The following is a 24,894-nucleotide window of genomic DNA, read 5'->3' as shown; positions in this document are numbered from 1 at the left end:
GCCTGCCTCAAGATGAGATTTCCCAATTCGTAAGACCCCTGGAAGAACACCAGGTTGATAGGCTCGGGGTGGAAGCGCGGCAACGTGTGCAGCTGACGAGTACTAATCGGTCGAGGGCTTATCCTAAACGAATGACACTGTAATGCAAATGATACTCACCAACTTCTTCTAAGCTTTGCTTCGCATCCAGTTTTCAAGGCGCAAGCCTTGTCTAACGCACATCTGCAACACGTTGTTTCACAACGTTGCCTGCAGACATGCGATTCGTGACGACTTCGTCGCACGACCGGTCTGGTAATAATGGCGGAGGGGTTCCACGCGTACCCATCCCGAACACGACCGTTAAGCCCTCCAGCGCCAATGGTACTTGGACCGCAGGGTCCTGGGAGAGTAGGACGTTGCCAGGCCGGATAACAGAGAAAGCACCCTCGCGGGTGCTTTTTTCGTGTCTGACGAATGTATACAGATGACTAAATACCAAGGAACGAAATACAGTATTAAACCTTTGCGAATAGCGAGGGTTTTTAGTGTTCACTGTGTAATGAGAGCGATCGAACAATCGTAGAATGTAGGAAGAGGCGGTGATACGTTATGGAGTGGTGGGCAATTTGGCTTATTGTTGGTGGAGCGTTGCTCATAGCCGAGATGCTTACGCTAACGTTCTATTTGCTCTGGCTTGGGATAGGAGCGGTAATCGCAGCGGCAGTCGCACTTATTTTTCCCGAATGGTTCATGGTTCATGCCTTGACGGGTGGTGTCGTTGCGCTTGCGCTTACCATTTTCACCAAGCCGCTAACTCGGAGGTTTAGGGAATCCAAGGGCTACCGAGACGCGATAAATGAGCTTGTGGGGAAAACGGGAATCGTGATGGAGGAGATTTCTCCTGGTAATCCCGGCATCGTGAAGGTAGGCAATGAATCTTGGAGCGCCATTTCCATCGACACCTTAAGCAAGGACGACCCTATAAGAGTCATTAGTCGGGGAACAACGGTGCTAGAAGTACAAAAATGGGGAGGTTCATCGGAATGATCTATGTCGTTTTTCTGATTTTGATCGTTATCGTCTTGATCGTGATGTTGTCCATCAAGATCGTCCCGCAGCAAAGGGTTGGCGTTGTTGAGCGGCTTGGCAAGTACAATCGCCTGTTGACGCCGGGAGTAAACGTTCTCGTTCCGTTCATCGACAATGTGCGCGTGTATCATGATTTGCGAATTCAGCAAGCGAACGTCCCTCCTCAAACCGTTATTACGAAAGATAACGTACAAGTACAGATCGACACGATTATTTTCTATCAGATCGTCGCTCCGGATCAAGCTACATACGGAATTTCCGATTATGTATACGGAGTTCGCAATATTACTACGGCTACCTTGCGGCAGATTATCGGGAACATGGAATTAGACGAGACGTTGTCCGGGCGGGAGAGAATTTCATCTAATATACGTTTAGCGCTAGATGAGGCGACAGAGAAATGGGGTGTTCGCATCGAGCGGGTGGAGGTGCTTGATATCAAGCCGCCATTGGACATCCAAGAGGCAATGGATAAGCAAATGAAGGCCGAGAGAAGCAAGAGGGCTATCGTTCTAGAAGCGGAAGCGGCAAAACAGGACGTGATTTTGAGATCCGAGGGAGACAAGCAGAGTAAAATCCTTAAGGCGGAAGGGGAGAAAGAGGCTCGTATTCGTCAAGCGGAAGGCTTACGTCAGGCACAAGAGCTGGAGGCGCTCGGGCAAGCGAAAGCGATACAGGCGGTAGCCGAGGCAGAGAAAATCAGGATTGAATTGCTTCGCGCGGCAGGTTTGGATGAGAACGTGTTAGCTTACCGGTCTTTCGAGGCATTAAGCGAGATCGCCAAGGGAGCCGCGAATAAGGTGTTTCTGCCGGTTAGTGCGGTGGATACATTAGGCAGCATCGGAGCGATTGGAGAAGTATTCAAAGCGAAAAAACCCGAATAGCGAAATAAGTAAAACCCCGCAATGTCGTCATTGCGGGGTTTGTTTATAACTAGCCTACGCGACGAGCGGTAATGTAACGCTTCGTGTAAGAGCTAGAGTTAATGTTGCTGATCAGAAGACCGTTATGGGAACTGCCAATCGTGTTGTGAATGAACAGGCCGCCGCCGATGTAGATGCCGACGTGATTGATTCTGCCGGGCTTGCTGACGCTGAGGAAGATCAGATCGCCCTTCTGCAGGTTTTTCCGGGCGACGAACGAGCCTTGTTTACTTTGAGCCACGGAGCCCCACTTCAGACTAATTCCTTGTTTTCCGAATACATATTTAGTGAAGGAGGAGCAATCGAACCAAAGCTTGCTTGGATTGTTAACTCCGAATTTGTAGCGTACTTTGCCGATTAAGCTTTTGGAGTGAGCGATAATGGCATTTTTCTTCTGAGCTGACGTCGAGCTTGCAGTTACCGCGTTTTCTTGAACAGCTGTATTTGCGGTTACCGTTGCAGCATGAGCGGATTGCTGTCCAGCGACAACGCCGCTTCCCGTAGCCATAATCATGAAGCATGCAGCACCGATAATGAATTTCTTGAATTGGATATTTTTAGTCATATTAACCCTCCTATAGGTGATCTAGGTGACAAATGGAAGTATAGCACGCGGCTTGTCCCCATGTAGGAAATTTGAGGGCTTCTTAATTAAGGGAAATTGTGGTCGATATTTTTTTTATGAAATAAGAAGACGGAAATGGGCGAATTCAGAAGCATTTTGGCGATAAACGTATCATTTCGGGCATTTTATTGACGTTCTGATCGCAGATCTCCTATACTAAGTAATAATCAGATAATTCTGCACATAGTGAGTATTACATCTTTTTTCATGAAGAGGGAGATGGTGCGGATGTACGAGCTGAACGACCGGAATAAGATTATCGTATTTACGGGACCCGACGGATCGGGACGGAAATCAGTAGCGGAGGCCGTAGGTCAAACCTTCGGGATGGAGAAGATCGTATCTTTCGTGACTCGTTCGCAAAGACCTGGAGAAGTAAACGGACAGGATTATCACTTTATTACGCATGAAGCTTACGACGAAATGGAGAAGCAAGGCGAATTTCTTGAGAGCGTCGAGATTGACGGTAATCATTACGGAATTCGTAGCTTGGATATTGAGAGCAAGCTGAACCATATCGACTCTGTATATCTCATTATGAATCATGAGGGCGCGAGCATTTTAAAGAAGATATACGGGGATAAAGTTATTCGATTATTCCTTTACACCGATCGAAGGACGGTGGAGGAACGGGAGCGCGCGCTTGGCCTACCGGAGGAAGTCATCGAAAAGCATCTCAGTCACTATGACTTAGAGATGGGTTATCGAGGCTCCTGCGAGCATGCATTCGAAAATTATGATTTAGGGCAAACCACTTACGAAATAACGAATACGTTGGAAACATACCTGCAGCGCGACTTGATCGATAAGGACTAATCTTTAAGCAATTCAGCATAAAAACCCGCAAATCCAGGACCTCAGCCTGGGTTTGCGGGTTTTTCGAATATTAACATTCATTATGGGACAGGCTATCGTTTATAGATTTATTCAGTGCAAACAAAAGAAAATTTTTAACGGCATCATTGACGAAAATGGTAACTCATGGTATCTTATCGATACACATTCACAAAAGCTATGCGGAAGCACCGCAAACTCTGACGTTAAGCGTCGGGGTTTGCGGTTTTTTGTATTTCCTGACAAGGAGGAATAGGGATGGCGAAAAGGGTTGTGCTGGCGATTTCGCATCGCGAATATGCAGCTAAGCTTGCGGAATATTTGCGTGAGGAAGAAACGGGATGGGACATTGGGGTCTACACGCATGGCAGCGCATTGAGAAAAGAGCTTCAGAATAACGCTATGGTCGACCTATTGATCGGGCAGGCGGATATGTTACTAGAGGCGGGTACATTGTGCGATCGGGCAGGGAAGGTCATATCGTTGGTTAAGCAGAAGGGGATGGTCGACGGGCGATGGCAAGAGATTGTTCAATACCAGCCGTTACCCAGCATCCTATCGGGAATTAGGTCTGGGATGGCCGCGAATCAGGGAGGCTCTACTTCCGGATGCCAGGTGGTAACCGTTTTCTCCGCTTCGGGTGGAGTTGGCAAAACAACCGTAGCTTTGAATTTAATCCGTCAAGCAGGAGAACGCGGATTGCGTACCTTCTACATGAATATGGAAGCCTTGAATGCGACTTCATTACTATTCGGCAAGGGTGAACCGGATAGCTTGTCTCGCTTGCTTTATGCGTTGCAGGCACACCCTGAACAATGGGATTCTTTGCTGGAGCAGCTCTGCCGTCACCAGCCGCAATTACGCACCGATTATGTCGATGCGCCTGATCATCCAGGAGAACGGTTAGCGCTGACTCCGGAATTAATGGAGGCACTATTAGAAAAATTCCGTAACATGGGCCGATATGACATGATCGTGATCGATCCCGATTCGGGAGCGGGTGAATGGCATCGCAGGCTTCTGGATTTAAGCGATCGGGTCGTATGGTTGATTGCCGATGATGCTCAAGGGCTCATGAAGTCGGAGAAGCTGCTTCGTTATTGGCAAGCCCATATTTCCGAGAAGATATCTAAGCTTTCGTTTGTATTGAACAAAGCTATCGGAGGAGGCTTAATCAATCAGTGGAATTTACCCGGGGAAGCTCCTAAGGTTGTACTTCCGTACATCCCGCAATGGAAAACGATAGATCAACCGGGGAGACTGCTCGCTTCTCCCGCTTTCTCAGGAGCGGTTGAGCAATTGCTTCTTGGATTGGAGATAGGAGGGAATTCACCAAGCGTAAGAAGAAGGAGGGAAGAAGGTCATGGAAATCAGCGGTCTCACGTTAGAGGAGCTGGCTGAGCTAAGGGAAGCCGTACGCTCGCGGTTATCGTGGGATAGCTCTCTGTCGGATGACCAGCTAGGGCAGTTGATCGAGAATGAGCTGTTCCGAAGGGAACGAACTCGCACGATGACCGCAGGAGAGCGTAAGTCAGCGGTCAAGAGGTTATTTCATTCCTTCCGCGGATTGGACGCGCTGCAGCCATTATTGGAAGATCAAGAGATCACGGAAATCATGATCAACTCGCACGATGAAATTTATATCGAGCGTCAAGGAGAACTGAAATCGGTAAATTTGGGCTTCGAAAGCCCCGAAAGGCTGGAGGATCTTATTCAAAGCATGGTGGGGCGGGTGAATCGGATCGTGAACGAGGCTTCGCCGATCGTCGATGCCCGTTTACCTGATGGCTCAAGGGTTCATGTGGTCTTGCCTCCGATTGCTTTGAAGGGGCCGACGGTTACGATACGACGGTTTCCGCATAGCCCGCTTGGAATGAAGGAACTGATAGAAAAGGAGACCTTGTCGCAAGAGGCCTCCGATTTCCTTCGCCAGATGGTTGAGGCCAAATATAACCTGTTCATTAGTGGTGGAACGGGCTCGGGAAAGACCACCTTTCTTAACGCGCTATCCCAATGGATACCGGCGGATGAACGGGTAATCACGATTGAGGATGCGGCGGAGCTGCAAATACGCGGCGTGCCAAACCTAGTATCTTTAGAAACGCGTAATGCTAATAGCGAGGGCAAGGGTCAGATCGGCATACGCGAGCTTATCCGAGCCTCCTTGCGAATGCGTCCTAACCGTATCATTGTCGGCGAGGTCAGGGGAGCGGAGGCGCTTGATATGCTTCAGGCCATGAATACTGGACATGAAGGCAGCTTATCGACCGGACACTCGAATGGAGCCAAGGATATGATCTCGAGACTTGAGACGATGGTGTTAAGCGGGGCGGAATTGCCCGTGCCGGTAGTCAGACAACAGATCGCTTCGGCAGTAGATGTGGTTATTCAACTAAGCCGATTCCGCGATTCTACGCGCAGGGTAACGGAGATTTGCGAAATCGCGGGTATCCGGGATGGGGAAGTCGAGCTGAGCGTATTATTCCGCTTCGAGGAAGAGGGTGAACATAATGGCCGTATCGTAGGAAGATTAAGGCGGGTTGAACCACTTCGTGATATTCGTAAGCTGCGTCATGCCGGACTTCTGGGAGGGGAAGCAGGATGACGGAGTACGGAACTTATCGTCTAAGTACTATCGAGAAGCTTTGGGCCAATGCCGTAGGTTGCGTATTGTGCTTCACGGTCATTTGGTTGATGTATCGTCATTCGATTATCGCGCTGGCGGCGACACCGGTCGGTTTGCTCTACCCCCGTTACTATGCGAAGGCTTTGTGCAGAAAGCGACGGGAAAAGCTAAGGTTGCAATTTAAGGATGCCTTGCACGCTCTATCTTCGTTGCTATCCGCGGGTAGATCGGTCGAAAATGCCTTTATGACATTGGAGAACGATCTGGTTCTTCTTATCGGAGATACACGGTCTGATTTAATAATCGAGCTAAAGGCGATTGCCAATCGGCTCAAGAACGGGGAGCAGTTGGAAGCATGCTTGCGAGATTTCGCGAAGCGTTCGGACTTGGAGGAGTTGAAGAGCTTCGCGGACGTCATCGGTATTTGCAAAAGGGCGGGGGGCGATTTGGTGGAGGTCGTTCGCAAGACCTCGCAGCTTATCGGGGAGAAGCTCGAGGTCGAGCTTGAAGTTTCCGTGCTGATCTCGCAAAAGAAATTCGAGTCGCGGATTATGATGGGGATGCCTTTCGCTTTCGTTGGCATTCTTGGATTTATGGCCGCCGATTATATGCAACCCCTGCATCAAGGAATGGGAATCGTGTTACTAACGGTATGCATTCTCCTATTAATGGGTTGTAGCTGGTGGATGTCTCGAATTATGGATATTAAGCTATGAGCGATTGGATGCCGAAGATGGTCAGCGCGTGCTTAATAGCGTTTTATGCGGGATTGGTTATTAAAGCTTGGAGGGTTCGCGAGGAGAACCGGTTTCTGATCCATATTGAGCCTTTCGTCGTCATGCTGCGGATACGTCCGGTCCACGAAAGATTGCACCCGTTGCTGCATAAACAGAGATTATCTTTGTCCTTGCTGAACGGGGGGGACAGCTCTCTTGGTCTATTGATCGCATGGACAGCCGAAAGTATCGGTCTTTCCTATATCGCTTTAACGATTACAAGCCTGTTAGCCTTGATGTCGGGTAACCCAGGTTTACTGCTTATGGGTTTCATAATCGCTTGCTGTTTGCCTGTGCTTCGGACGAAAGAGCTCTTCGGTAAAGTCAATAGAAGGCGCCAAGAGATCGTCATGGAATTACCCGAGCTGCTTAGCAAGCTGCTGCTCATGGTGAACGCCGGGGAGAACGTAATGCGGGCATTGACAAGAATCTTAGAACAGAAAAAGGGGAGCAAGCATCCCCTATACGTGGAATTAATGGCCGCAATCGAGATGATGAAGCGAGGGGAGAGCCTTTCGCTTGCCCTTGAAGAGATGGGGAGAAGATGCGCTGTGCCTGAGGTAAAGTTGTTCGCAACTACTTTGCTCATTAACGCGCGAAGAGGGGGAGATGACTTCGTGCCGGCCTTACGGGAACTAACGAGGCAAATGTGGGACAAGAGGAAGGCGATAGCCCGTACGCTTGGAGAGCAAGCTTCTTCGCGTTTGGCTTTTCCGCTGACGCTCGTATTTTTATTGATTATGGTGCTGGTAGGAGCTCCTGCGATGTTTATGATGTAAGATCCATTACTTGGGAGAAAGGATAATGATCGGATGGAAAACTTACTACGAATCGGAACGAAGTCGGTTTGCGCACTTTGGAGGGATGAGGAAGGACTAAGCACGTTAGAGCTCGTATTAATCGCGGCTGTTCTCATTATCGTTGCGATTTTGTTCAAGGATTGGATCCTGGAGTTTCTGGGCGAGCTAATGGAATCTGTAGAAGGCAAAGCCGATTCCGTATTCGAGTGAGCAGGGACTGCGGAATGATTCCGCTCACGAGATACAAATGCAAGGCAAATACGTCGGGATCGATCTCCTTGGAAGCGGCCTTGATATTTCCTTGGGTTGTTATGATTACCTTGATCCTTCTGTTGTTCGCCTTATTCGTTTCTCAGAAATCGCTTCTCTATTACAGTTCTACGGTGACAGCGGAGCGAACCGCTTTCGGTTGGTCAAACTCGGCTAAGGATACACATACCGGTGCATACCCGGAGGGGAAGTACGACGGATTATATTGGAGGTTGACCGAGGACAGCCTCGTCCAAGGCTTGTTCGGCTTAGTTTCGGAGAATCGGGAGGTTAGTGCCGGGATTAACTCTGAATCGGAGGGCAGCAATGGTTCTTCCGCAGTGGATAAGTTGAGGAAATATAGTGTCGAGCCGGCTTCTTCCCATAAGGTCGGAAACGGAGAAATGAGATACGAGAACATCGGAATTCAGCGTGAAGTTGCCGTGGAGCTATCTAGCTCATGGAATGTAAAGCCGCTTAATTGGCTTCGCGGGAGAGGCGAAGCTGAATCCGAGGTTTCTGCTCTGATTGTAGAACCCGCGGAGTTTCTTCGTACCTTTGATTTAGTGCGCTATTACGCAGCCAAGATGAAGGGGGCGAAGGAGGGGGAGTCGGAATATCGCGACAAAGCAGGAGGTGTTCTGCGAAAACGCAAGCCGTAATTTTACTTTCAGAAGAAAGGGGGTGAGTTGAATGGACGGTTCAAGCAATAGGGGAAAGTCCCCTAGTCGCGGCTTGCAGGCAAGCGTATGTACGACAGCGGGCTCGGCTTCCATTTATTTTATCGTGATTACCGCGGCTTTCGTATTGCTTACAGCTTTACTGATCGATTTCGCGAGGATAGCGGCATTCCGCAAACAGGCTGAATTATCTGTTAAGTCGGGCGTTCGTTCAACTCTGTCCTCCTTTGATCCGCTAATCTATGCAAAGTACGGACTGTTCATCCGGGGCGGGGAGTCGGCCAATGAGCTGTTTAGAAATACTTTGGAAGGGAATATCGCGCCGGAAGGAACAGGGGCATTTAGGTTCTTGGATACTCGGTGGGAGGAGACGGATGTCACGGAAAGCCGACCGCTGGGCGACCACGACGTTATTCGCAGGCAAATCCTCGAGGAAATGAAATATAAGGCCCCGATTGATTTGACTTTGGAGGTGGCGGATCGATTTCGAGGAGTATCCGTGGCCTTGAAAGAGGCAACGGAGACGGTAGACCTATTGGAGAAAATGCGGAAGGCATACGATAGGCGGGAATCTGCCTTTGATGAAGTTCTGAATGCTCAGAAAAGCGCGGGTGCGGGCATCCAACAGTTATTGGCTGAGGTTACTGCCAGTCAGTCTTCGGGCGATATCAGCACCATAGCCGATCTCGCGGCTCAATATGATGATTACGTAAACAAACGACAAGAGGATGAAGCGCGGGCGGAAGCTCAACGGATTCGCATGGAAGAGAAAAAGGGACGGGAGGAAAACGGTGAAGATACGGATGAGGAGCGTGCGGATGATGAGGTGGAAGGGCCGCGATATGGCGCTATTATCACAGCTTACGAGTCTGGAGCCATCTCATTATCGGCAGTCCTTTCCCAACGCTCGACTGCAATTCGTGCTAAATCCGAGAAATTCGGGGAACAAGCTAACGCAGCCTACCTTAGAGCTAAGTTAGTCAATGACGAGATGAGGGCAATTGTGGAACAAGCGAGAAGCACAGCAGAGGACTCCTCATCCGCCGAAGTATCGGCTGGGGAAGACAATAATGGGGTTGGCGATCAAATACAATCACTGGAGCAGCTTCGAGATATGGCTGATGATTTAGTGCTGGATTCGGTTTTCTTCGATCAATATGCGGCTGAGATCAGTCTTCAACAATCGCAAGGCCTGATTCTCGCGAACGAGGCGGCGTCTTTCTCTTCCTTGGCTGCATCCGTTCCGGGATCGACGGGGATGGGGGCGGCTTTACGAGGCGGAGCTGCTCGGTTGCAGAGCATGTTTTCAGACTTCGCGCAGGCATACGGCCCGAATGGTTCGATATGCTCCGAGCGTCTGATGAAGCTGCAAAGGCATCGTTCAAAGGATAGCGAACGCAAGCTAGAGGAGCAGAAAGCGAAAACGGAATGGTCTGGCGCGATGCATTTTTTGGGAACGTTAAGCGGCTTCTCCGGGTCCGAGGAGGAGAAAATAAGCTTTGAAAGGACTGAAGGCCTTTACGATAACAACAGGGAATGGAATCAAACCGAGGAGGAACAAGCTAAGTTGGAGAGAAACGGCAAACCCGCCGAGGCAAGGGACGAGGCGATGTCGGAATCCAGCGGATTGATGAATGCTTTAGAAGATTCCTTGCTTGGGACTCGGGATCAATTGTATTTCTCCGAATATTCGATTTCCCGGTTATCCCATTTCGATCCTTCACTCGCTAAGGAAATGCTGCATGGCGGAAAGCCGTCGCTTGATATTCATCTGCAAGAAGTAGAGTACATCTTGTACGGATTAAACAATCCGGCAGGGAATATCGCGGCTGCATATGGAGAAATATTCGCTTTTCGATTGGCTATCCGAACGATGGAGGGATTGATTGAAAGCCGAGCGCTGGGACACCCTCTCTTGGTTCTAGCAGCGGCGCTTGTTTATGGCATTCGCAATGCCATGCTCGATCTGAACCTCCTAATCGAGCATGGAAAAGTCCAACTGTCTAAATTTATTAAAGTGGATACGGTCTATACGGATTATCTAAGGCTTTTCTTGCTTGGGCACGGAGGCTCGGGCAACCAAATGGCTAGAACGATTTCCGTGATGGAACATGCATCGGGCTTGGACTTTCGCAGGACATATACTTATGCGAGCGGAGAAGGAAGCGCATCGGTCCGATTGTGGTTTTTTCCTGGGGTGCTTAAGGCGATGGGACGCCTCGGGGATCTTGGGGGGACGATAAAGGGGAACCGTTATGAAGCGACATATACCGCAGATATCTCTTATCAATAAGAAGAGAAGATCCTTCGCTGCCGATAGCGGCGGATTAACCTTGGAGACGGCGCTCGTGATGCCGGTGTTCCTGATGATTGTGATGTTCTTGATCTTCATGGTGCAGACGGCTGTCATATCCATGGCGTTGCACGGAGCGTTATCTCAAACAGCCAGGCAAGCAGCTTCGGCATGGTATCCTATTTCTCTTGCGTTGGAGCAAGCGCGGGCATCCGAACTTAACCAACAAATCGAGAGTTGGAACAGTAAGTGGTTGAATGTTGCGGAGATCTTGGACGAATATGGGGAGTGGTTGCCTTCTCCGATGACGGAGTGGGCAGAGCAAGCCTCGAAGGGCTCAGTATCCTTGGAACAAGGAGCTTCAAAGCTGGCATTCAGCCAGCTTATGAAGCAATTTTTAGACGATGATATATTGGATTCCGCAAGGCTTACCCTTACTGAAGTCGGACTGCCTGATGAAGTGGACAGGGGGAGCGCCTATTTAACCATTGAAGCGGAATATGAACTCCCTGTTCAAGTTCCGTTTTTAGGCCGGAAATTAATATTAAAAGAATCTGCCAGAGAGCGAGCGTGGATCGGAGGCAGTCCGTCAATGTCTCGGGTAGCAGAGGATGGGAAGGAAACCTTTAACGTCAGCTTTGTTTCCTTAGAGCCGAATCCGGTAAGACCGGGCCGCAAAGCGACGTTAGTCATCCGCACAACACCGGGAGCAGTGATTGACCTCACCATTATATACAAAAGCGGGTTAAGCCAAGCGAAACATCTGGGAAGTGCCACCGCAGATGCCTCCGGACTGGTTTCGTGGACTTGGCATGTATCGGGCAGGACGACGCCAGGTCAATGGAACTGGCAAGTCTCTAATGCGGAGGGGGGCATCTGGACGCAGTCGTTCGAAGTTGCGGGCAAAACCACTACCGATTTCAAGGAGGTTGAGCAGTGAGTATAGGGGTGTTGGTGATGGTCAGTATTCTGCTCGCTGCCGGGTGCTGGACGGATTTACGAACGATGCGGATCCCTAACGGTTTAACCGTAGCATTCGCGGTTGGAGGAATCGTCTATCAGCTTCTAGGGCATGGGATCGGCGGAGCGGGGTGGGGGCTGGCAGGCGCGTTGGCGGGCTTGGTTCCTCTGTACGTCATGAACCGCTTCGGCGGAATCGGAGGGGGAGACGTGAAATGGTTCGGAGCTTTCGGGATATGGGCAGGCCCTTATATCACGCTTAAATTGCTCGTTCTCTCGATCCTTTTTGCCGGAGGCATAGCGTGTTTGCTGCTCTTACTGCGCCTTCCTGGTATAAGAGCGATGGGGAGAAAGCTGAAATGGCCGTGGGGGGCGCATCCGTCGGCGGGAGGAAGAGCCGTGCAATTTCCGTTTATGCTCGCGGTTGCTCCAGGCTTTATTACCTTATTGGCGAGAGGATAGGGATGATTGATGGAACCTTTGATAGTTAGATTTGAGCAGAAGCGGGGACACCACATGATCATTGAACGCGATCCCCCTTTCTCCTGCGAAGAATTGAATGAGATACAGCTTCACATGCTGAAGCAGTGCGAGATTCCCGGGCTGCTCCCGATGGAGACGGAAGAATTCGATGGTCGCGTATCCTTGAGGTATTCCTTATCGGGTACACGCATGCTGACGGAAGCGACGCGAACGACCAATTGGTCTATGTCCGATATGATGGGGGCGTTGTGCAGGCTAGCCGAAGTGCTCGAGGAATGCAGGCTCTATCTGCTCGACGCTGATCGGGTTAGGCTCCAAGAGGAGTATATCTTCGTAGGGAATGACTGGCACGACTTAAATTTCACCTATCTCCCGATCGACATGCCTACCCTTCACCGGGCGGATGATCTGGAACGGCTAATCATAAAGTGGATGATGAAGGTCCAAGAACCGGATGGGCATGTTTTGCAAAATGTGCTGCGTCTTGTTGCATCGACCGGCTTTACGCCTATCGTCTTAAGTCGATATTGTAAACAATATTTGGCGAATGTGTTAAAGGGGGAAGGCGAAAGAAGGAACCAATCTCAAGCTCCTTCTGTATCGGACATTCCCATAGCGAACATGCCTTTAGCGGAAAGGAAACCGATCCCTGCAAAACCTTCTCGTTCTTGGGATCTTCTGCAGCCGATATCGGGCGAACTTCACTCCGTGTCCGAAATGTGGGGAGACATGGCAGAACCGGCGGTAAGGAGCATGCAACGTGCTTCATCAGAGGGAGGGCCGAATTCAGCAGATGATCAACGGGAAGAGGATTTGGATATCGGGAAATGGAGGATCATAGTCGTTTGCCTTATGATATTTCTTAATGCAATAATCTGGAGATTTTTGTATTTATCTCAGCCATCCGAACAAAAGTTTTTATTATGCCTGTGTTTGACTTTAGTGTCCGTTGCCGGAGGATTGCTACTGTGGAAAGGAAAGCCTGGATGGATGAGTAAGCGGGAACGAGTACGGGAATCTTCGAACAAAATGAAGATGGAAGCTTTTGAATCGTCATGGAGGGAGAGCGGGATGGAATACGGGGAGCGTGCCATACCCAGATTCCCCGCGCCGGAGTTGCGAGGATCTATGCTTTCCAACATGCCGGATCCCTTTCCCGCGAACGATTCACTTCTACAGGAGGACAATAATTCTGCTATAGCGGCAACCTCATGGTTATCGTCGGCGAATGATCGGACGACATTTCTGGAGCATACTCCGAAATCGGAAGCCGATACCTGTTTTTTGGTATGGAGCACTAAGGATGCCGGGTTCAGAATTCCCCTTCAAGGGAAATCATTGGTAATTGGCAGATCAGCGGATGCTGCTCAGCATGTCGACGATTCGATGGGGATTTCGCGAGCTCACGTTGAACTATTGAGGGTGTCTGAGCAATGGAAGGTCAAGGACCTTGGATCGAGGAACGGTACCCGGCTCAATGACAAACCGATGGCTCCCTATGAGCTATATGCCCTGCAAGCGGGTGATTGCTTGAAATTGGCCAACTCGCAATACCAATTCCAGCAGGCGGAATGAAATGGCGGTCTCGCTCTTAATAAAAAAGAAGCCTTAGCGGGTAATATCCCGCAAGGCTTCTTCAAGTTTAGGAAACGCGAACGTAAATCCGTGGTCAAGTAGCTTTCTTGGCATTGCCTTCTGACCGGTTAATACCAGAGTACTCATTTCGCCAAGAATAGATTTCAACAGGAATTCCGGAACGGGAAACCAATGGGGCCTTCTCGTCACGCGTCCTAGAACGCGTCCGAATTCATCGTTGGACACCGGATCGGGAGCGACGGCATTAACCGGACCCGATAGGGTGGGGTGATCTAAACAGAATAAAATGAGGGAAACCATATCCTGCAGGTGAATCCACGGCAAGCCTTGTTTTCCGCTGCCTATCCGACCGCCGCCGAACAGGCGATAAGGCAGCCGAATCAGGGGGAATGCGCCGCCTTCGCGGGCACAGACGAGACCGATTCGGAGCTTAACTAAACGTTTGACGGGAATCTGATCCGCGGCTTCTTCCCATTTGACTACGGTCGTCCCCAGAAAGTCTGCCGGCATAACCGGAAAGTTTTCGTCAAATACCTGTTTACCGGAGTGGCCATACAGAGAAATTCCAGAGGCGTTAACGACAACGCCGGGCGGCGAACTCATACGTTTAAGATTATCCGCGATCCGAGCAGCCGCTTCTATCCGGGAATTTACAATCCGTTCCTTAGACGACTTTGTCCATCTTTGATTAATGGATTCTCCGGTCAAGTTCACGATGCCGTCAACGTCACCTATAAGATCGGGATTCGCGCTCCATTCCGTCCAAGTTAAGTAATGGGGATGGGGGAGGGCGTCGTCGTAAGGGGATATCACAGGCTTCTTCCTCGTAATAATCCACACTGTATCCCCTCGGGATAACAGCGCGTGCGTCAGAGCTCTACCAATGAAACCCGTACCTCCGCACAACAACAGGCGCATTGCGCCCCTCCTCACATGGGTTACTGCTTATCGATCGATAAGATAGTAAGCTGGTCGACTTTCTCGCCGTTCGCTTCTAATATTTCGGATTTATATTGAAATTTAACGGGAGTTTCCTCTTCCCATGAGCCGACCTTCTCGGAGATTTCCGGGCTAACCTGGAAAGCGGTCGGTCCTTTGTCCGTCGTGATTTCAATTGTGTGGTTATCCTGCAACCCTGCGTATTTGCCGGTAGCATCAATGATTTCGGGTGAAGCGGACGGGCTGGCGACCTCCGATTCGGTCGGCGCGCTTGCGCTCGGACTTGGGCTAGCTGAAACGGAAGGACTAGCGGATGGCGAAGAGTTGGCGTTATTATTGGCGTTGTTACATGCTGTACCCATCAAGACTAGAGTAAGTACGGCAACGCTCATGGCCATCGCTGTTTTGTTGTTTTTTTTCATTATGACTTACACCTCCTAAGAGGTTAGACGAACAAATGCAACAAAGGTTTCGTTTTTCTTATGGCAGCCAATCGCCGTTCCTTATTTTAGGAGATGGCTATATGCGGAATAGTCAATATTATTTTTCTCCAGAAAGTCCTTCAGGCTGCGGTGGTCACGAGGGGGAGTAGCACGTATGTAGCCTTCGATGCAGTGCTCTTTCGTAACCTCGGAGGAGCCGCTTTCCACCGCGATTTGTCCGATCTTGGCGGCAATGGAATGGCTCGCTATGTCGCGGAAAGGACCGGGGACGGGAGATACGAGCTTATGGAGCATGTCCTTGGATTCTTCGGTCCAGAGCCCGCGGCTTTTCTCTACCCAATAATTTTGCCAATCGAGCTTTGATTTTCCGTCTTTTTGCGGCAATACCTTCAAGAATTTGCGGAACATGAAAAATCCGCCTACGCTCATGAACAAAACCAGCACGATGGTCCAAAACCCGATGAAATACATAAACCAATCGGGGGAGTTTTTCATCCCTATCACCTCAACTGAAATTATAGCTCATTTCTAGATTTATTTCGACGTTCGCGATACAATAAGGAAATGATTGCGAGAATAGGTCGCGGGAAAGGCTTCCGGGGCACGGATAAAAGGGCGAGAGGAGCAATATTATGTTGAAGATTGGATCGCATGTGTCATTTTCGGACAAGGGCTTGCTGACGGCGACTAAAGAGGCGAATTCCTATGGATCTAGCACTTTCATGATTTACACGGGGGCACCGCAGAATACGCGCAGGAAACCGGTCGAGGATCTTTATATTCCGGAAGGCAAAGAAATGATGGCCGCGAACGGTATCGAAGAGATTGTCGTTCACGCACCTTACATCGTTAATTTAGGCTCTTATAAGGAAGATACTTATCGGCTGGCCGTCGATTTCCTTCAGGAGGAAATTCGCCGAACGCACAAGATCGGAGTCAAGAATATCGTTTTGCATCCCGGCGCTTACACGGAGAAGGATGCGGAATACGGCATCGCCCGAATCGCCGAAGGCTTGAACGAAGTACTCGAGGCCACCAAAGAAACCGACGTGAATATCGCTCTCGAGACGATGGCGGGCAAGGGAACGGAGATCGGTCGCAGCTTCGAGGAGCTGGCTCAGATTATCGACAAGGTGCAGCTAAACAACCGTCTGACGGTATGCATGGATACTTGCCATATTCACGATGCGGGTTATGACATCGTAGGGGATATCGATGGCGTTCTTCGCAAGTTCGACGAGACCATCGGCTTGGACCGGATCGCCGTCGTTCACGTGAACGACAGCAAGAATCCCGTTGGGGCTGCCAAAGACCGCCATGCTCCGATCGGTTCGGGATGGATTGGTTACGAAGGAATCGCCGGAGTGGTCGGACACGAGCTTCTCAAGGGCAAGCCCTTCATTCTGGAAACGCCTTGGATCGGCAAAACGGAATCCAGCGAGCGACCGATGTACGAAGCGGAAATCGCGATGCTGCGTGGAGACATGGAAGCCCGTTTCGGAGGAGAGTTCTTGGAAGACGTTGAACGTCTGCATTACTTCTTCGACAAAGTAGGTATCGAACCTCGTTTATATGTCTTGAATACGTGGGAATTGATTAAATCCGATGCTAAAGCAAGGAAAGCGGATCCTCGGGAGCCGATGGAACGGTTATTCGATATGTTGATGGAACAACGCGTGCTATCCGGCGATTACAGCGAAGAAGCCGTGAATCAGCGCTTGCTCGGATTCCTTGCAGGCCGGGATTGGCTGGATAGTTTATAAGTTCTTTTGAATGGCAGCGTTATGCAGAGAGGAAGATAAACAACAATGAGTCACAGTTATCAGCCTCAGGAAAACAAGCGGCTGGAGGATAAGAGCATTCGCGCGCGGATGCTGATATCTTGCCCTGACCGGGCGGGAATCGTGGCCGCGGTATCGCAATTCTTGTATGAACAGGGAGCGAACATCGTTCAATCCGATCAATATACGATGGATCCGGAGGGCGGCATGTTCTTCATGCGGATCGAATTCGATTTGCAAGAGCTGGAGCAACGCTTGCCTTCCCTTCAAGAGGATTTCACTCGGGTGTCGGATCGCTTCTCCATGAGATGGAGCATCTTCCGCGCGGCTCGGCGGAAGAGAATCGCAATCTTCGTATCGAAGGAAGACCATTGCTTGGTAGAGCTTCTGTGGCAATGGCAAGCGGGTGATCTCGATGCGGAGATCAGCATGGTTATTAGCAACCACGAGGATATGAGAGGTCTTGTCGAGTCCTTCGGCATCCCGTATCACCATGTCCCGGTTACCGCGGACACGAAAGCGGAAGCAGAGCAAAAACAACGGGAGCTCACGGCCGGTAAAGTCGATCTTATCGTACTGGCTAGATACATGCAGATTATTTCCCCGAAATTCATCGAACAGTACCATAATCGCATCATTAATATTCATCACTCGTTCCTTCCGGCTTTCGTGGGAGGAAAACCTTACCAGCAAGCATACAATCGCGGAGTCAAGCTCATAGGGGCGACCGCGCACTACGTGACGGAAGAGCTGGACGGCGGACCGATTATCGAGCAGGACGTGCAGCGCGTGAGCCATCGGGATAACGTAACGGAGCTTAAGCGCATGGGACGTCATATCGAGAGAATCGTTCTTGCCCGCGCGGTCAAGTGGCACGTGGAAGACCGGCTGCTCGTCTATCAAAATAAAACCGTGGCGTTTGTATAACTTGGGCTACATGGACGGAAGAATGAACTAAGAAGCGGCGACGACGGTTAATGCGGGAAGGGTTGCTTAGGGCAGGCTGCTAAACATGAATAAATATGCACTTGTACGGACATGTGTAATGGAAATCGCAAAAAGACCATGATACAATGAACAAGATTTGTGAAAACGGGTTGGAACTGTACGATTCTTAGCGAAAGCATTCGGAACGTACGTGAATAGAATTAAGGAGGGTATTTGTTAATGACAGTCAGTACCAAAGAAATCGACCAGTTGTCTATTACGACGATCCGCACGCTTTCCATCGATGCCATCGAGAAGGCTAAATCCGGACATCCAGGTATGCCTATGGGCGCCGCTCCAATGGGTTACCAACTATTCGCGAAAACCATGAAGCATGATCCGTCCCAACCTCAGTGGATCGATCGCGACCGCTTTGTTCTATCCGCGGGACACGGCTCCATGCTTCTGTATTCTTTGCTTCATCTTAGCGGTTACAATCTTCCGCTCGAAGAGCTTAAAAGCTTCCGTCAATGGGGCTCGCTAACGCCAGGTCACCCGGAATTCGGACATACGGCCGGCGTTGACGCCACGACGGGACCGCTTGGACAAGGAATCGCAATGGCGGTGGGAATGGCTATGGCCGAGTCCCAATTGGCTTCGACATATAACCGCGAAGGTTACGACATCATTAACCACTTTACTTACTCCATCTGCGGAGACGGCGACTTGATGGAAGGGATTTCGCACGAAGCGGCTTCGATGGCCGGCCATATGGGACTCGGCAAACTCGTTGTACTGTATGATTCCAACGATATTTCGCTCGACGGCGAGCTTAGCCTTTCGTTTTCAGAGAGCGTCCTCAAACGCTTCGAAGGTTACGGCTGGCAATATCTTCGCGTAGAAGACGGCAACGATCTTGGCGCATTGGCGAAGGCAATCGAGCAAGCCCAAGCGGATCTCAGCAAACCGACGTTGATCGAGGTCAAGACGGTCATCGGCTTCGGTTCTCCGAACAAAGGCGGCAAAGGCGGTCACGCGGGTCCTCATGGATCTCCGCTTGGTATCGATGAAGCGAAATTGACCAAATCCTTCTATGAATGGCCGTATGAGGAATTCCATGTTCCCGAGGAGGTTCGCGCGCATTTCGCTAAAGTGAAAAAAGCGGGCGAACAAGCTCACGCGGCATGGGATGCCCTGTTTGCCAAGTATAAAGCCGCTCATCCTGAGCTAGCCGCGCAATTCGAAGGCGCGCTCGCCCGCGAATTGCCTAGCGATTGGGATGCGGACCTGCCGGTCTACTCAACTTCCGACAAGCCGCTATCTACTCGCGTGGCGTCGGGTAACGCACTGAACGGCTTAGCGAAGAACGTTCCTTTCCTCGTAGGCGGATCCGCCGACTTGGAAAGCTCCACGATGACTCACCTGAAAGGCCTTCCGCTTTTCAAGCCGGGAAGCTACGACGGCCGTAATATTTATTTCGGCGTTCGCGAGTTCGGCATGGCGGCAGCTATGAACGGAATTATGCTGCACGGCGGTCTGAAAGTATATGGCGGTACGTTCTTCGTATTCACCGATTACCTGCGTCCAGCCGTACGTTTGGCAGCGATCATGGGTCTTCCGGTTGTGTACGTATTGACGCATGACAGTATTGCGGTCGGCGAAGATGGCCCTACGCATGAACCGATCGAGCAGTTGGCTTCCATCCGCATTATCCCGAACCTGACGGTTATCCGTCCGGCAGACGGCAACGAGACGTCCGCGGCATGGGCATATGCGCTTCAAAACAACGGGAATCCGGTAGCGTTGGTGCTCACGCGCCAAAATTTGCCGATTCTCGAAGGAACGGCTAACGCGCGGGAAACGATTTCCAAAGGCGGTTACGTTGTGTCCGAAGCGGCTAACGGTCAGCCTCAAGGTATCCTGATCGCAACCGGCTCGGAGGTACAGCTTGCCGTCGCTTCCCAGAAGGCATTGGCGGAGCAAGGCGTTCACGTACGAGTTGTTAGCTTGCCGAGCTTCGACCTGTTCGAGAAGCAAGACGCCAGCTACAAAGAAAGCGTCCTTCCTAAAGCGATCAAAGCACGCCTGGCTATCGAAATGGCCCATCCGTTCGGTTGGGAGCGTTATGTCGGAGATAGCGGCGCGATTCTCGGAATCTCCACGTTCGGGGCTTCAGCTCCTGGAGATCGCGTTATTCAAGAATACGGCTTTACGGTGGATAACGTCGTAGCCCAATTCAAAAAGCTAGTGTAAACCAAACGGGGGAGCTGGGGAGAGACCATGTCGCAATACAACAACGTATCCGTAGTGAAGAAGGCCAACGTGTACTTTGAAGGCAAGGTAACAAGCCGCACGGTTTTGTTCGAGGATGGATCCAAGGTAACTCTTGGCATCATGCTTCCGGGCGAATACGAATTCGGTACCGCTCAGAAGGAAATCATGGACATACAAGCGGGAGAGCTCTCCGTCCTGCTGCCGGGCAACGACAAATGGCTGGAAATCAACGAGCCTGCGAAATTCGAAGTACCGGCTAACGCCAGCTTCAAGTTAAAGGTTAAGACGGTTACCGATTATATCTGCTCGTATATCGATTAATGACAACAGCGCAACAAACAAAAAGGGCAGGAAGCCGAATAGCGGCTCCTGCCTTTTTTTGCTTGTATTATAGTTACTCCGACTGTGTCGCGATATATTCTTGAAGCTGCAGGCGCTGGTACAAAGGCAAGGCAGTGAGCATGCAGCCGTATTTGAACGCGCCGTTATGGCGTTCAATGCGGATAATCTTCGCGGTCATCGGAGGGAGCTCCGATTCCTGGAGGAAGTGAATAACGATGAACATATCCTTCTCCAGCGGGAAATCGGACTCGATCTGAATGCCGTCCTCGGAGAGATCGCGAAGGGAACCATTGACGGATTGGCCGGTGAAGCCTCCACCGCCTGTCCATTGGTAAATGGACATCTTAAGCGGGATATCGAGCGGCAACCGGGTTTTCTTCCTTCGTTCGGCGCTTTTCTTATCCGTAACGACCGGTGCAACAGGCTCTCCGATTTTCTTGCCGATCCAATTCTCATAGATATGGGCGAGAGCGGCAAGATCGGACTCTCCGTATCCGGCGGATTGACCGAGCTGAAACAAGCTCTTCGCCGCCTCCAACATCGGAGTCGATACCCCAAGGGCATCCGTGAGAACGGAGGAGAGGCGGAGATCCTTCAACATGAGCGCCAAGGAAAACTGCACGCTGTAATCGCCATCGATAATCTTCTGTCCTTTAAGGTCCGCTTGCTTGCTTGCGGCGCCTCCGGATTGAACGACGCGCAAGAAGGAAGATCCGTCGATTCCGCTTTTGGCAGCAATCGCCATGCCTTCAATCAAGCCGGCCGCATTGATTCCGACGATCGTATTGTGAGCAAGCTTCGCGGTAGCGCCGCTTCCGCTTTCGCCCATATATATAATTTCCCGGCCCATGGCCAGAAGGATATCCTGATGCTCCATGATGGTCGTCTTATCCCCGCCGGCCATAAACAGAAGCGTCCCGTCAATAGCGGCAGGTTTGCTGCCGGTAACCGGCGCATCAATGAAATCGCAGAACCGATCCGCGACTTCCGCGGCGAGTTTCTTTGCCAAGGTCGGGGAAATCGTGCTGCTGTCAATGATGGTCGTGCCGGGCTTTAACTCCTTGAGAATGCCTTCCGCTCCGAAATAAACCTCTTCGATCGCTTGATCGTTGCTGATCATGGTGATGATGACATCCGCTCTTTTGGCAACTTCCAGCGGAGTTGCGGCCGTATCCGCGCCCAGTTCTACTAGCGGGTCCGCCTTGCCTGGCGTACGGTTATACACGAACACGGAATATCCCTTTCGCAACAAGTTGGCGGCCATCGGCTCGCCCATCGTTCCAAGACCTATAAATCCAATCGATTTCATCTGATCGTCTCCTTGTACGTCGTTTCATTATTCGCATTGATTCGAATCATGCCCGTACACTCTATTATCCGTTTCTTTCGCGAATTTCGGAAGGGTAACATTGGAATTGCTCCATAAATAATTTGGTCGGGCATTTGTTAAGTATTTGACAAAAGTTACTCCGTTCCTCCCGACGTACAGACGATTCCCGTCGCGCTCTCGGGATTCATAACGGAGCGGTTAAAGGTTAATACTTTCTATAAACAGGAGCCAGCGGAGATTATTCCGGCGGCTCCTATAGCCGTTCGGCACAATCTTCATCAAACCTTCATCGAGCCTTGCTTGTGTCGGAGAGGTTTATTCAGTATTCTATAGCTAATGTGTAGGACCGCCTGAGGTCCCGAAAGGGAGATGGAAATGAGTAAAAACATTCAATTCGATTATTCCAAAGCGCTGCAGTTCGTCGGACAGCACGAGATCGACAACTTGGCACCGGCAGTAAAGCTGGCGCATGAGCAATTACATAATGGAACTGGCGCAGGCTCCGACTATTTGGGCTGGATCAACCTGCCTTTCGATTACGACAAGCAAGAGTTCGCGCGTATACAGCAATCGGCTGCTAAAATCCAATCCGATTCGGACGCACTTATCGTTATCGGAATCGGCGGATCGTATCTTGGGGCGCGTGCCGCGATCGAAATGCTGCAGCATTCTTTCTACAACACCCTGTCGAAAGAACAGCGCAAAACCCCGCAAATTTTCTACGCGGGCAACAATATCAGTTCCACCTACGTGACGCATCTTCTGCAAGCCCTCGAAGGCAAGAACTGGTCCATCAACGTCATCTCGAAATCGGGAACGACGACAGAGCCTGCTATCGCCTTCCGTATTTTTCGCGAAGCGCTCGAGAATAAGTACGGCAAGGATGAAGCCCGTAAACGCATTTACGCCACGACCGATAAAGCGCGCGGAGCCTTGAAAGTACTCGCAACGGAAGAGGGCTATGAAACCTTCGTTATTCCGGACGACGTTGGCGGCCGTTATTCCGTATTGACTGCGGTAGGTTTACTTCCGATCGCAGCCGCAGGCATCGATATCGAGTCGATGATGAAAGGCGCACAGGATGCGGCGACCACGTACAACAATCCGAACCTGAGCGAGAACCAAGCCTATCAATACGCGGCTGTCCGCAACGCGTTGTACCGCAAAGGCAAAGCCGTTGAAATTCTCGTGAACTACGAGCCTGGCTTGCACTTCGTATCGGAATGGTGGAAGCAGCTGTACGGCGAGAGCGAAGGCAAGGATTACAAAGGGATATACCCATCCTCAGTCGACTTCTCCACGGATTTGCATTCGATGGGACAATTCGTTCAAGAGGGCAATCGGATTATCTTCGAAACGGTTTTGCAAGTCGGAGAGGTCAAAGAGCAAATTACGATTCAGAGCAGCCAAGACGACCTTGACGGACTGAACTTCCTTGCCGGCCAAACGCTTGATTTCGTCAATAAAAAAGCTTTCCTCGGTACGCTCTTGGCGCATACGGACGGCAACGTGCCTAACCTGATCGTCAACCTGCCCGACATGAGCCCCTATACGTTCGGGTACATGGTTTACTTCTTCGAGATCGCGTGCGGCGTAAGCGGATATCTGCTCGGCGTTAACCCGTTCGATCAACCCGGCGTGGAAGCGTACAAGAAGAACATGTTCGCGCTGCTGGGCAAACCGGGTTTCGAGGAGCAGAAGAAAGCACTGGAAGCCCGCCTTTAATCCCGATCGGCTTTCGTGATAGAATAGGGTCAAGTTGCCTCCGAGGCAGCTTGACCCTATTGTTCTATTCAAGGGAGTGAGAATCGACATGATTGACATCCATACGCATATTTTACCCGGGCTGGATGACGGTGCCGCCAATTGGGAGGAAACTTTGAATTTGGCCCGTGCAGCCGCAACCGAAGGGATATCAACCATCATTGCCACCCCTCATCATGCCAATGGTCGCTATACGAACAGAGCAATCGAAGTTGCGAAGCACGCCCTTCGCATTAACGAGCAGTTAAAAGCGGCGGGCGTGCCCGTTGTTATTAAGACTGGACAAGAGATACGGATTCACGACGATTTGCTGGATGCCTGGTACAGGGAAGAGTTGCTGACTTTAGCCGGCTCCAATTACGTGCTTATAGAACTTCCTTCCTCGCATATACCTAGCAAAATCCATGAGTTGATTCATGAATTCCATGTCATGAAGCTTAAGCTTATTATCGCTCATCCTGAGCGTAACGCGGAAATAGTGAAATACCCGGAGCGATTAGCTCAACTGGTCGATGAGGGTGCGTTCGCTCAAGTTACGACTCACTCGTTACTCGGCAGCTTCGGCAGGCAAATCGAACGTACTGCTTGGTCGCTTTGCAAGAGCGGTCTCATTCATATAGTCTCTTCGGATGCGCATCATCCGGACCGCAGGGGATTCCGGATGCGCGAAGCTCATGCGGTTATCCGTGAACGTATGGGAGAGCATTGGGAGAACTACTTTCTAAATAATGCGTTTTGTATTGTAGAAGACAAGCCTTTTGGCAGCCAACCTTCTGAAGCACCATCGTCCAAGAGGGCTCTGCATCGTTTTCTTTCCTATTTTTCCAGTAATTAGCTTATACAGGGCAGATTGTGTGAGAGCTAAGCCCTATGAGATGTAAATTTATCCCGACTCTTGGTAAAAAACTCCCGATAGCTGCTCATTTTAGGAGGAGAGGGACTGGAATTACGGTTATCGGATTGTTAAAAAGGCAGTATTTTTGAAACTGGGCAATCCCGCAATTCGTGGGAATGCCTGGTTTTTTTGCGTAAAAGAGAAGTGAAACGCTTACAATTTTCTGAAATCCTCCCCTATAAAAGTTAAGATAATCTCAGAATGGATTTATTTTGAAGATCATTTCTAGGACTCTGGCCGATAGTCCCTATTTGTCGACACATTTTGCAACGTGTCTATTAAT

23 protein-coding genes, 2 rRNA genes and 2 pseudogenes are annotated in these 24,894 nt (G+C 50.5%); 21 read left to right on the top strand and 6 right to left on the bottom strand.

The genetic code is table 11. The features are described 5' to 3' along the window. The 4 genes from E2980_RS08360 to E2980_RS08345 form a co-directional block, all read left to right on the top strand. Positions 1-126, top strand: a 23S ribosomal RNA gene (locus E2980_RS08360); the annotation flags it as partial. 164 nt (positions 127-290) lie between these two features. After that, positions 291-407, top strand: a 5S ribosomal RNA gene (gene rrf, locus E2980_RS08355). Positions 408-591: 184 nt separating this feature from the next. Beyond that, positions 592-1,029 carry an NfeD family protein gene (locus E2980_RS08350; RefSeq protein ID WP_135151717.1) on the top strand — a complete coding sequence of 146 codons (438 nt, stop codon included), beginning with the start codon at positions 592-594 and terminating at the stop codon, positions 1,027-1,029. Then, the gene (locus tag E2980_RS08345; RefSeq protein ID WP_135151716.1) at positions 1,026-1,955 is read left to right on the top strand and encodes an SPFH domain-containing protein; all 930 of its coding nucleotides are present in this window, start codon (positions 1,026-1,028) and stop codon (positions 1,953-1,955) included. Before E2980_RS08350 ends, E2980_RS08345 begins: the two co-directional genes overlap by 4 nt. Before the next feature lie 49 nt (positions 1,956-2,004). Here E2980_RS08345 and E2980_RS08340 read toward each other — a convergent pair whose 3' ends face one another. Beyond that, entirely contained in the window at positions 2,005-2,559 is a 555-nt protein-coding gene (locus E2980_RS08340) for a C40 family peptidase (RefSeq protein ID WP_135151715.1), read from the bottom strand. A 288-nt stretch (positions 2,560-2,847) separates the two neighbouring features. On the opposite strand from E2980_RS08340, the gene E2980_RS08335 reads away from it, so the two are divergent. The 11 genes from E2980_RS08335 (at position 2,848) to E2980_RS08285 (ending at position 13,895) form a co-directional block, all read left to right on the top strand. Next, complete coding sequence (locus E2980_RS08335) at positions 2,848-3,435, top strand: guanylate kinase (RefSeq protein WP_135151733.1); 588 nt, start codon at positions 2,848-2,850, stop codon at positions 3,433-3,435. Positions 3,436-3,711: 276 nt separating this feature from the next. Further along, complete coding sequence (locus E2980_RS08330) at positions 3,712-4,854, top strand: nucleotide-binding protein (protein WP_135151714.1); 1,143 nt, start codon at positions 3,712-3,714, stop codon at positions 4,852-4,854. Then, on the top strand, positions 4,817-6,058 hold the full coding sequence (locus tag E2980_RS08325; protein WP_135151713.1) for a TadA family conjugal transfer-associated ATPase: 1,242 nt from the start codon (positions 4,817-4,819) through the stop codon (positions 6,056-6,058). The genes E2980_RS08330 and E2980_RS08325 overlap by 38 nt, the downstream gene beginning before the upstream one ends. Beyond that, positions 6,055-6,795 carry a type II secretion system F family protein gene (locus E2980_RS08320; protein WP_135151712.1) on the top strand — a complete coding sequence of 247 codons (741 nt, stop codon included), beginning with the start codon at positions 6,055-6,057 and terminating at the stop codon, positions 6,793-6,795. The genes E2980_RS08325 and E2980_RS08320 overlap by 4 nt, the downstream gene beginning before the upstream one ends. Beyond that, entirely contained in the window at positions 6,792-7,634 is an 843-nt protein-coding gene (locus E2980_RS08315) for a type II secretion system F family protein (RefSeq protein ID WP_135151711.1), read from the top strand. Before E2980_RS08320 ends, E2980_RS08315 begins: the two co-directional genes overlap by 4 nt. A gap of 33 nt (positions 7,635-7,667) precedes the next feature. Further along, a complete protein-coding gene (locus tag E2980_RS08310; protein WP_135151710.1) occupies positions 7,668-7,865 on the top strand; it encodes a Flp1 family type IVb pilin in 198 nt (65 codons plus the stop codon). 14 nt (positions 7,866-7,879) lie between these two features. After that, a complete protein-coding gene (locus E2980_RS08305) occupies positions 7,880-8,566 on the top strand; it encodes a pilus assembly protein (RefSeq protein WP_167747032.1) in 687 nt (228 codons plus the stop codon). Positions 8,567-8,597: 31 nt separating this feature from the next. After that, positions 8,598-10,877 (top strand): hypothetical protein, encoded by a 2,280-nt coding sequence (locus E2980_RS08300; RefSeq protein ID WP_135151708.1) that lies wholly within the window; start codon positions 8,598-8,600, stop codon positions 10,875-10,877. After that, a complete protein-coding gene (locus E2980_RS08295; RefSeq protein WP_135151707.1) occupies positions 10,840-11,817 on the top strand; it encodes a TadE/TadG family type IV pilus assembly protein in 978 nt (325 codons plus the stop codon). The genes E2980_RS08300 and E2980_RS08295 overlap by 38 nt, the downstream gene beginning before the upstream one ends. After that, positions 11,814-12,299: an A24 family peptidase gene (locus E2980_RS08290; protein ID WP_135151706.1), complete on the top strand. Its 486-nt coding sequence runs from the start codon at positions 11,814-11,816 to the stop codon at positions 12,297-12,299. Before E2980_RS08295 ends, E2980_RS08290 begins: the two co-directional genes overlap by 4 nt. 54 nt (positions 12,300-12,353) lie before the next feature. Next, positions 12,354-13,895, top strand: a complete 1,542-nt coding sequence (locus E2980_RS08285; RefSeq protein WP_167747031.1) for a DUF6382 domain-containing protein — start codon at positions 12,354-12,356, stop codon at positions 13,893-13,895. Between the two features lie 33 nt (positions 13,896-13,928). On the opposite strand, the gene E2980_RS08280 is transcribed toward E2980_RS08285, so the two are convergent. The 3 genes from E2980_RS08280 to E2980_RS08270 form a co-directional block, all read right to left on the bottom strand. Further along, positions 13,929-14,834 (bottom strand): TIGR01777 family oxidoreductase, encoded by a 906-nt coding sequence (locus E2980_RS08280; protein WP_135151704.1) that lies wholly within the window; start codon positions 14,832-14,834, stop codon positions 13,929-13,931. A 20-nt stretch (positions 14,835-14,854) separates the two neighbouring features. Then, positions 14,855-15,277, bottom strand: a complete 423-nt coding sequence (locus E2980_RS08275; protein ID WP_135151703.1) for a hypothetical protein — start codon at positions 15,275-15,277, stop codon at positions 14,855-14,857. 81 nt (positions 15,278-15,358) lie between these two features. Continuing rightward, positions 15,359-15,793 carry a DUF2621 family protein gene (locus E2980_RS08270; RefSeq protein WP_135151702.1) on the bottom strand — a complete coding sequence of 145 codons (435 nt, stop codon included), beginning with the start codon at positions 15,791-15,793 and terminating at the stop codon, positions 15,359-15,361. Positions 15,794-15,930: 137 nt separating this feature from the next. Between E2980_RS08270 and E2980_RS08265 the strand changes: the two genes are divergently transcribed. The 4 genes from E2980_RS08265 (at position 15,931) to ppnP (ending at position 20,601) form a co-directional block, all read left to right on the top strand. After that, entirely contained in the window at positions 15,931-17,061 is a 1,131-nt protein-coding gene (locus E2980_RS08265) for a deoxyribonuclease IV (protein ID WP_135151701.1), read from the top strand. A gap of 45 nt (positions 17,062-17,106) precedes the next feature. After that, complete coding sequence (purU, locus tag E2980_RS08260) at positions 17,107-18,006, top strand: formyltetrahydrofolate deformylase (RefSeq protein ID WP_135151700.1); 900 nt, start codon at positions 17,107-17,109, stop codon at positions 18,004-18,006. 240 nt (positions 18,007-18,246) lie between these two features. Continuing rightward, a complete protein-coding gene (gene tkt, locus E2980_RS08255; protein WP_135151699.1) occupies positions 18,247-20,259 on the top strand; it encodes a transketolase in 2,013 nt (670 codons plus the stop codon). A gap of 27 nt (positions 20,260-20,286) precedes the next feature. Then, positions 20,287-20,601: a pyrimidine/purine nucleoside phosphorylase gene (gene ppnP / locus E2980_RS08250; protein WP_135151698.1), complete on the top strand. Its 315-nt coding sequence runs from the start codon at positions 20,287-20,289 to the stop codon at positions 20,599-20,601. A 73-nt stretch (positions 20,602-20,674) separates the two neighbouring features. Here ppnP and E2980_RS24615 read toward each other — a convergent pair. Both E2980_RS24615 and E2980_RS08245 read right to left on the bottom strand, forming a co-directional pair. After that, positions 20,675-20,998: pseudogene (locus tag E2980_RS24615) on the bottom strand (PilZ domain-containing protein); the annotation flags it as partial. A 51-nt stretch (positions 20,999-21,049) separates the two neighbouring features. Next, positions 21,050-21,931, bottom strand: a pseudogene (locus tag E2980_RS08245) (NAD(P)-dependent oxidoreductase); the annotation flags it as partial. A 396-nt stretch (positions 21,932-22,327) separates the two neighbouring features. Here E2980_RS08245 and E2980_RS08240 point away from each other — a divergent pair. Beyond that, on the top strand, positions 22,328-23,677 hold the full coding sequence (locus E2980_RS08240) for a glucose-6-phosphate isomerase (RefSeq protein WP_135151696.1): 1,350 nt from the start codon (positions 22,328-22,330) through the stop codon (positions 23,675-23,677). Positions 23,678-23,765: 88 nt separating this feature from the next. Beyond that, the gene (locus E2980_RS08235) at positions 23,766-24,551 is read left to right on the top strand and encodes a tyrosine-protein phosphatase (protein WP_135151695.1); all 786 of its coding nucleotides are present in this window, start codon (positions 23,766-23,768) and stop codon (positions 24,549-24,551) included. Positions 24,552-24,894: the final 343 nt, after the last annotated feature.

It is taken from the genome of Cohnella luojiensis (assembly GCF_004564235.1).
GTDB classification, from domain to species: domain Bacteria; phylum Bacillota; class Bacilli; order Paenibacillales; family Paenibacillaceae; genus Cohnella; species Cohnella luojiensis.
The sequence above is the reverse complement of the archived record's forward strand: the minus strand, read 5'-3'. Positions and strand labels throughout refer to the sequence as shown.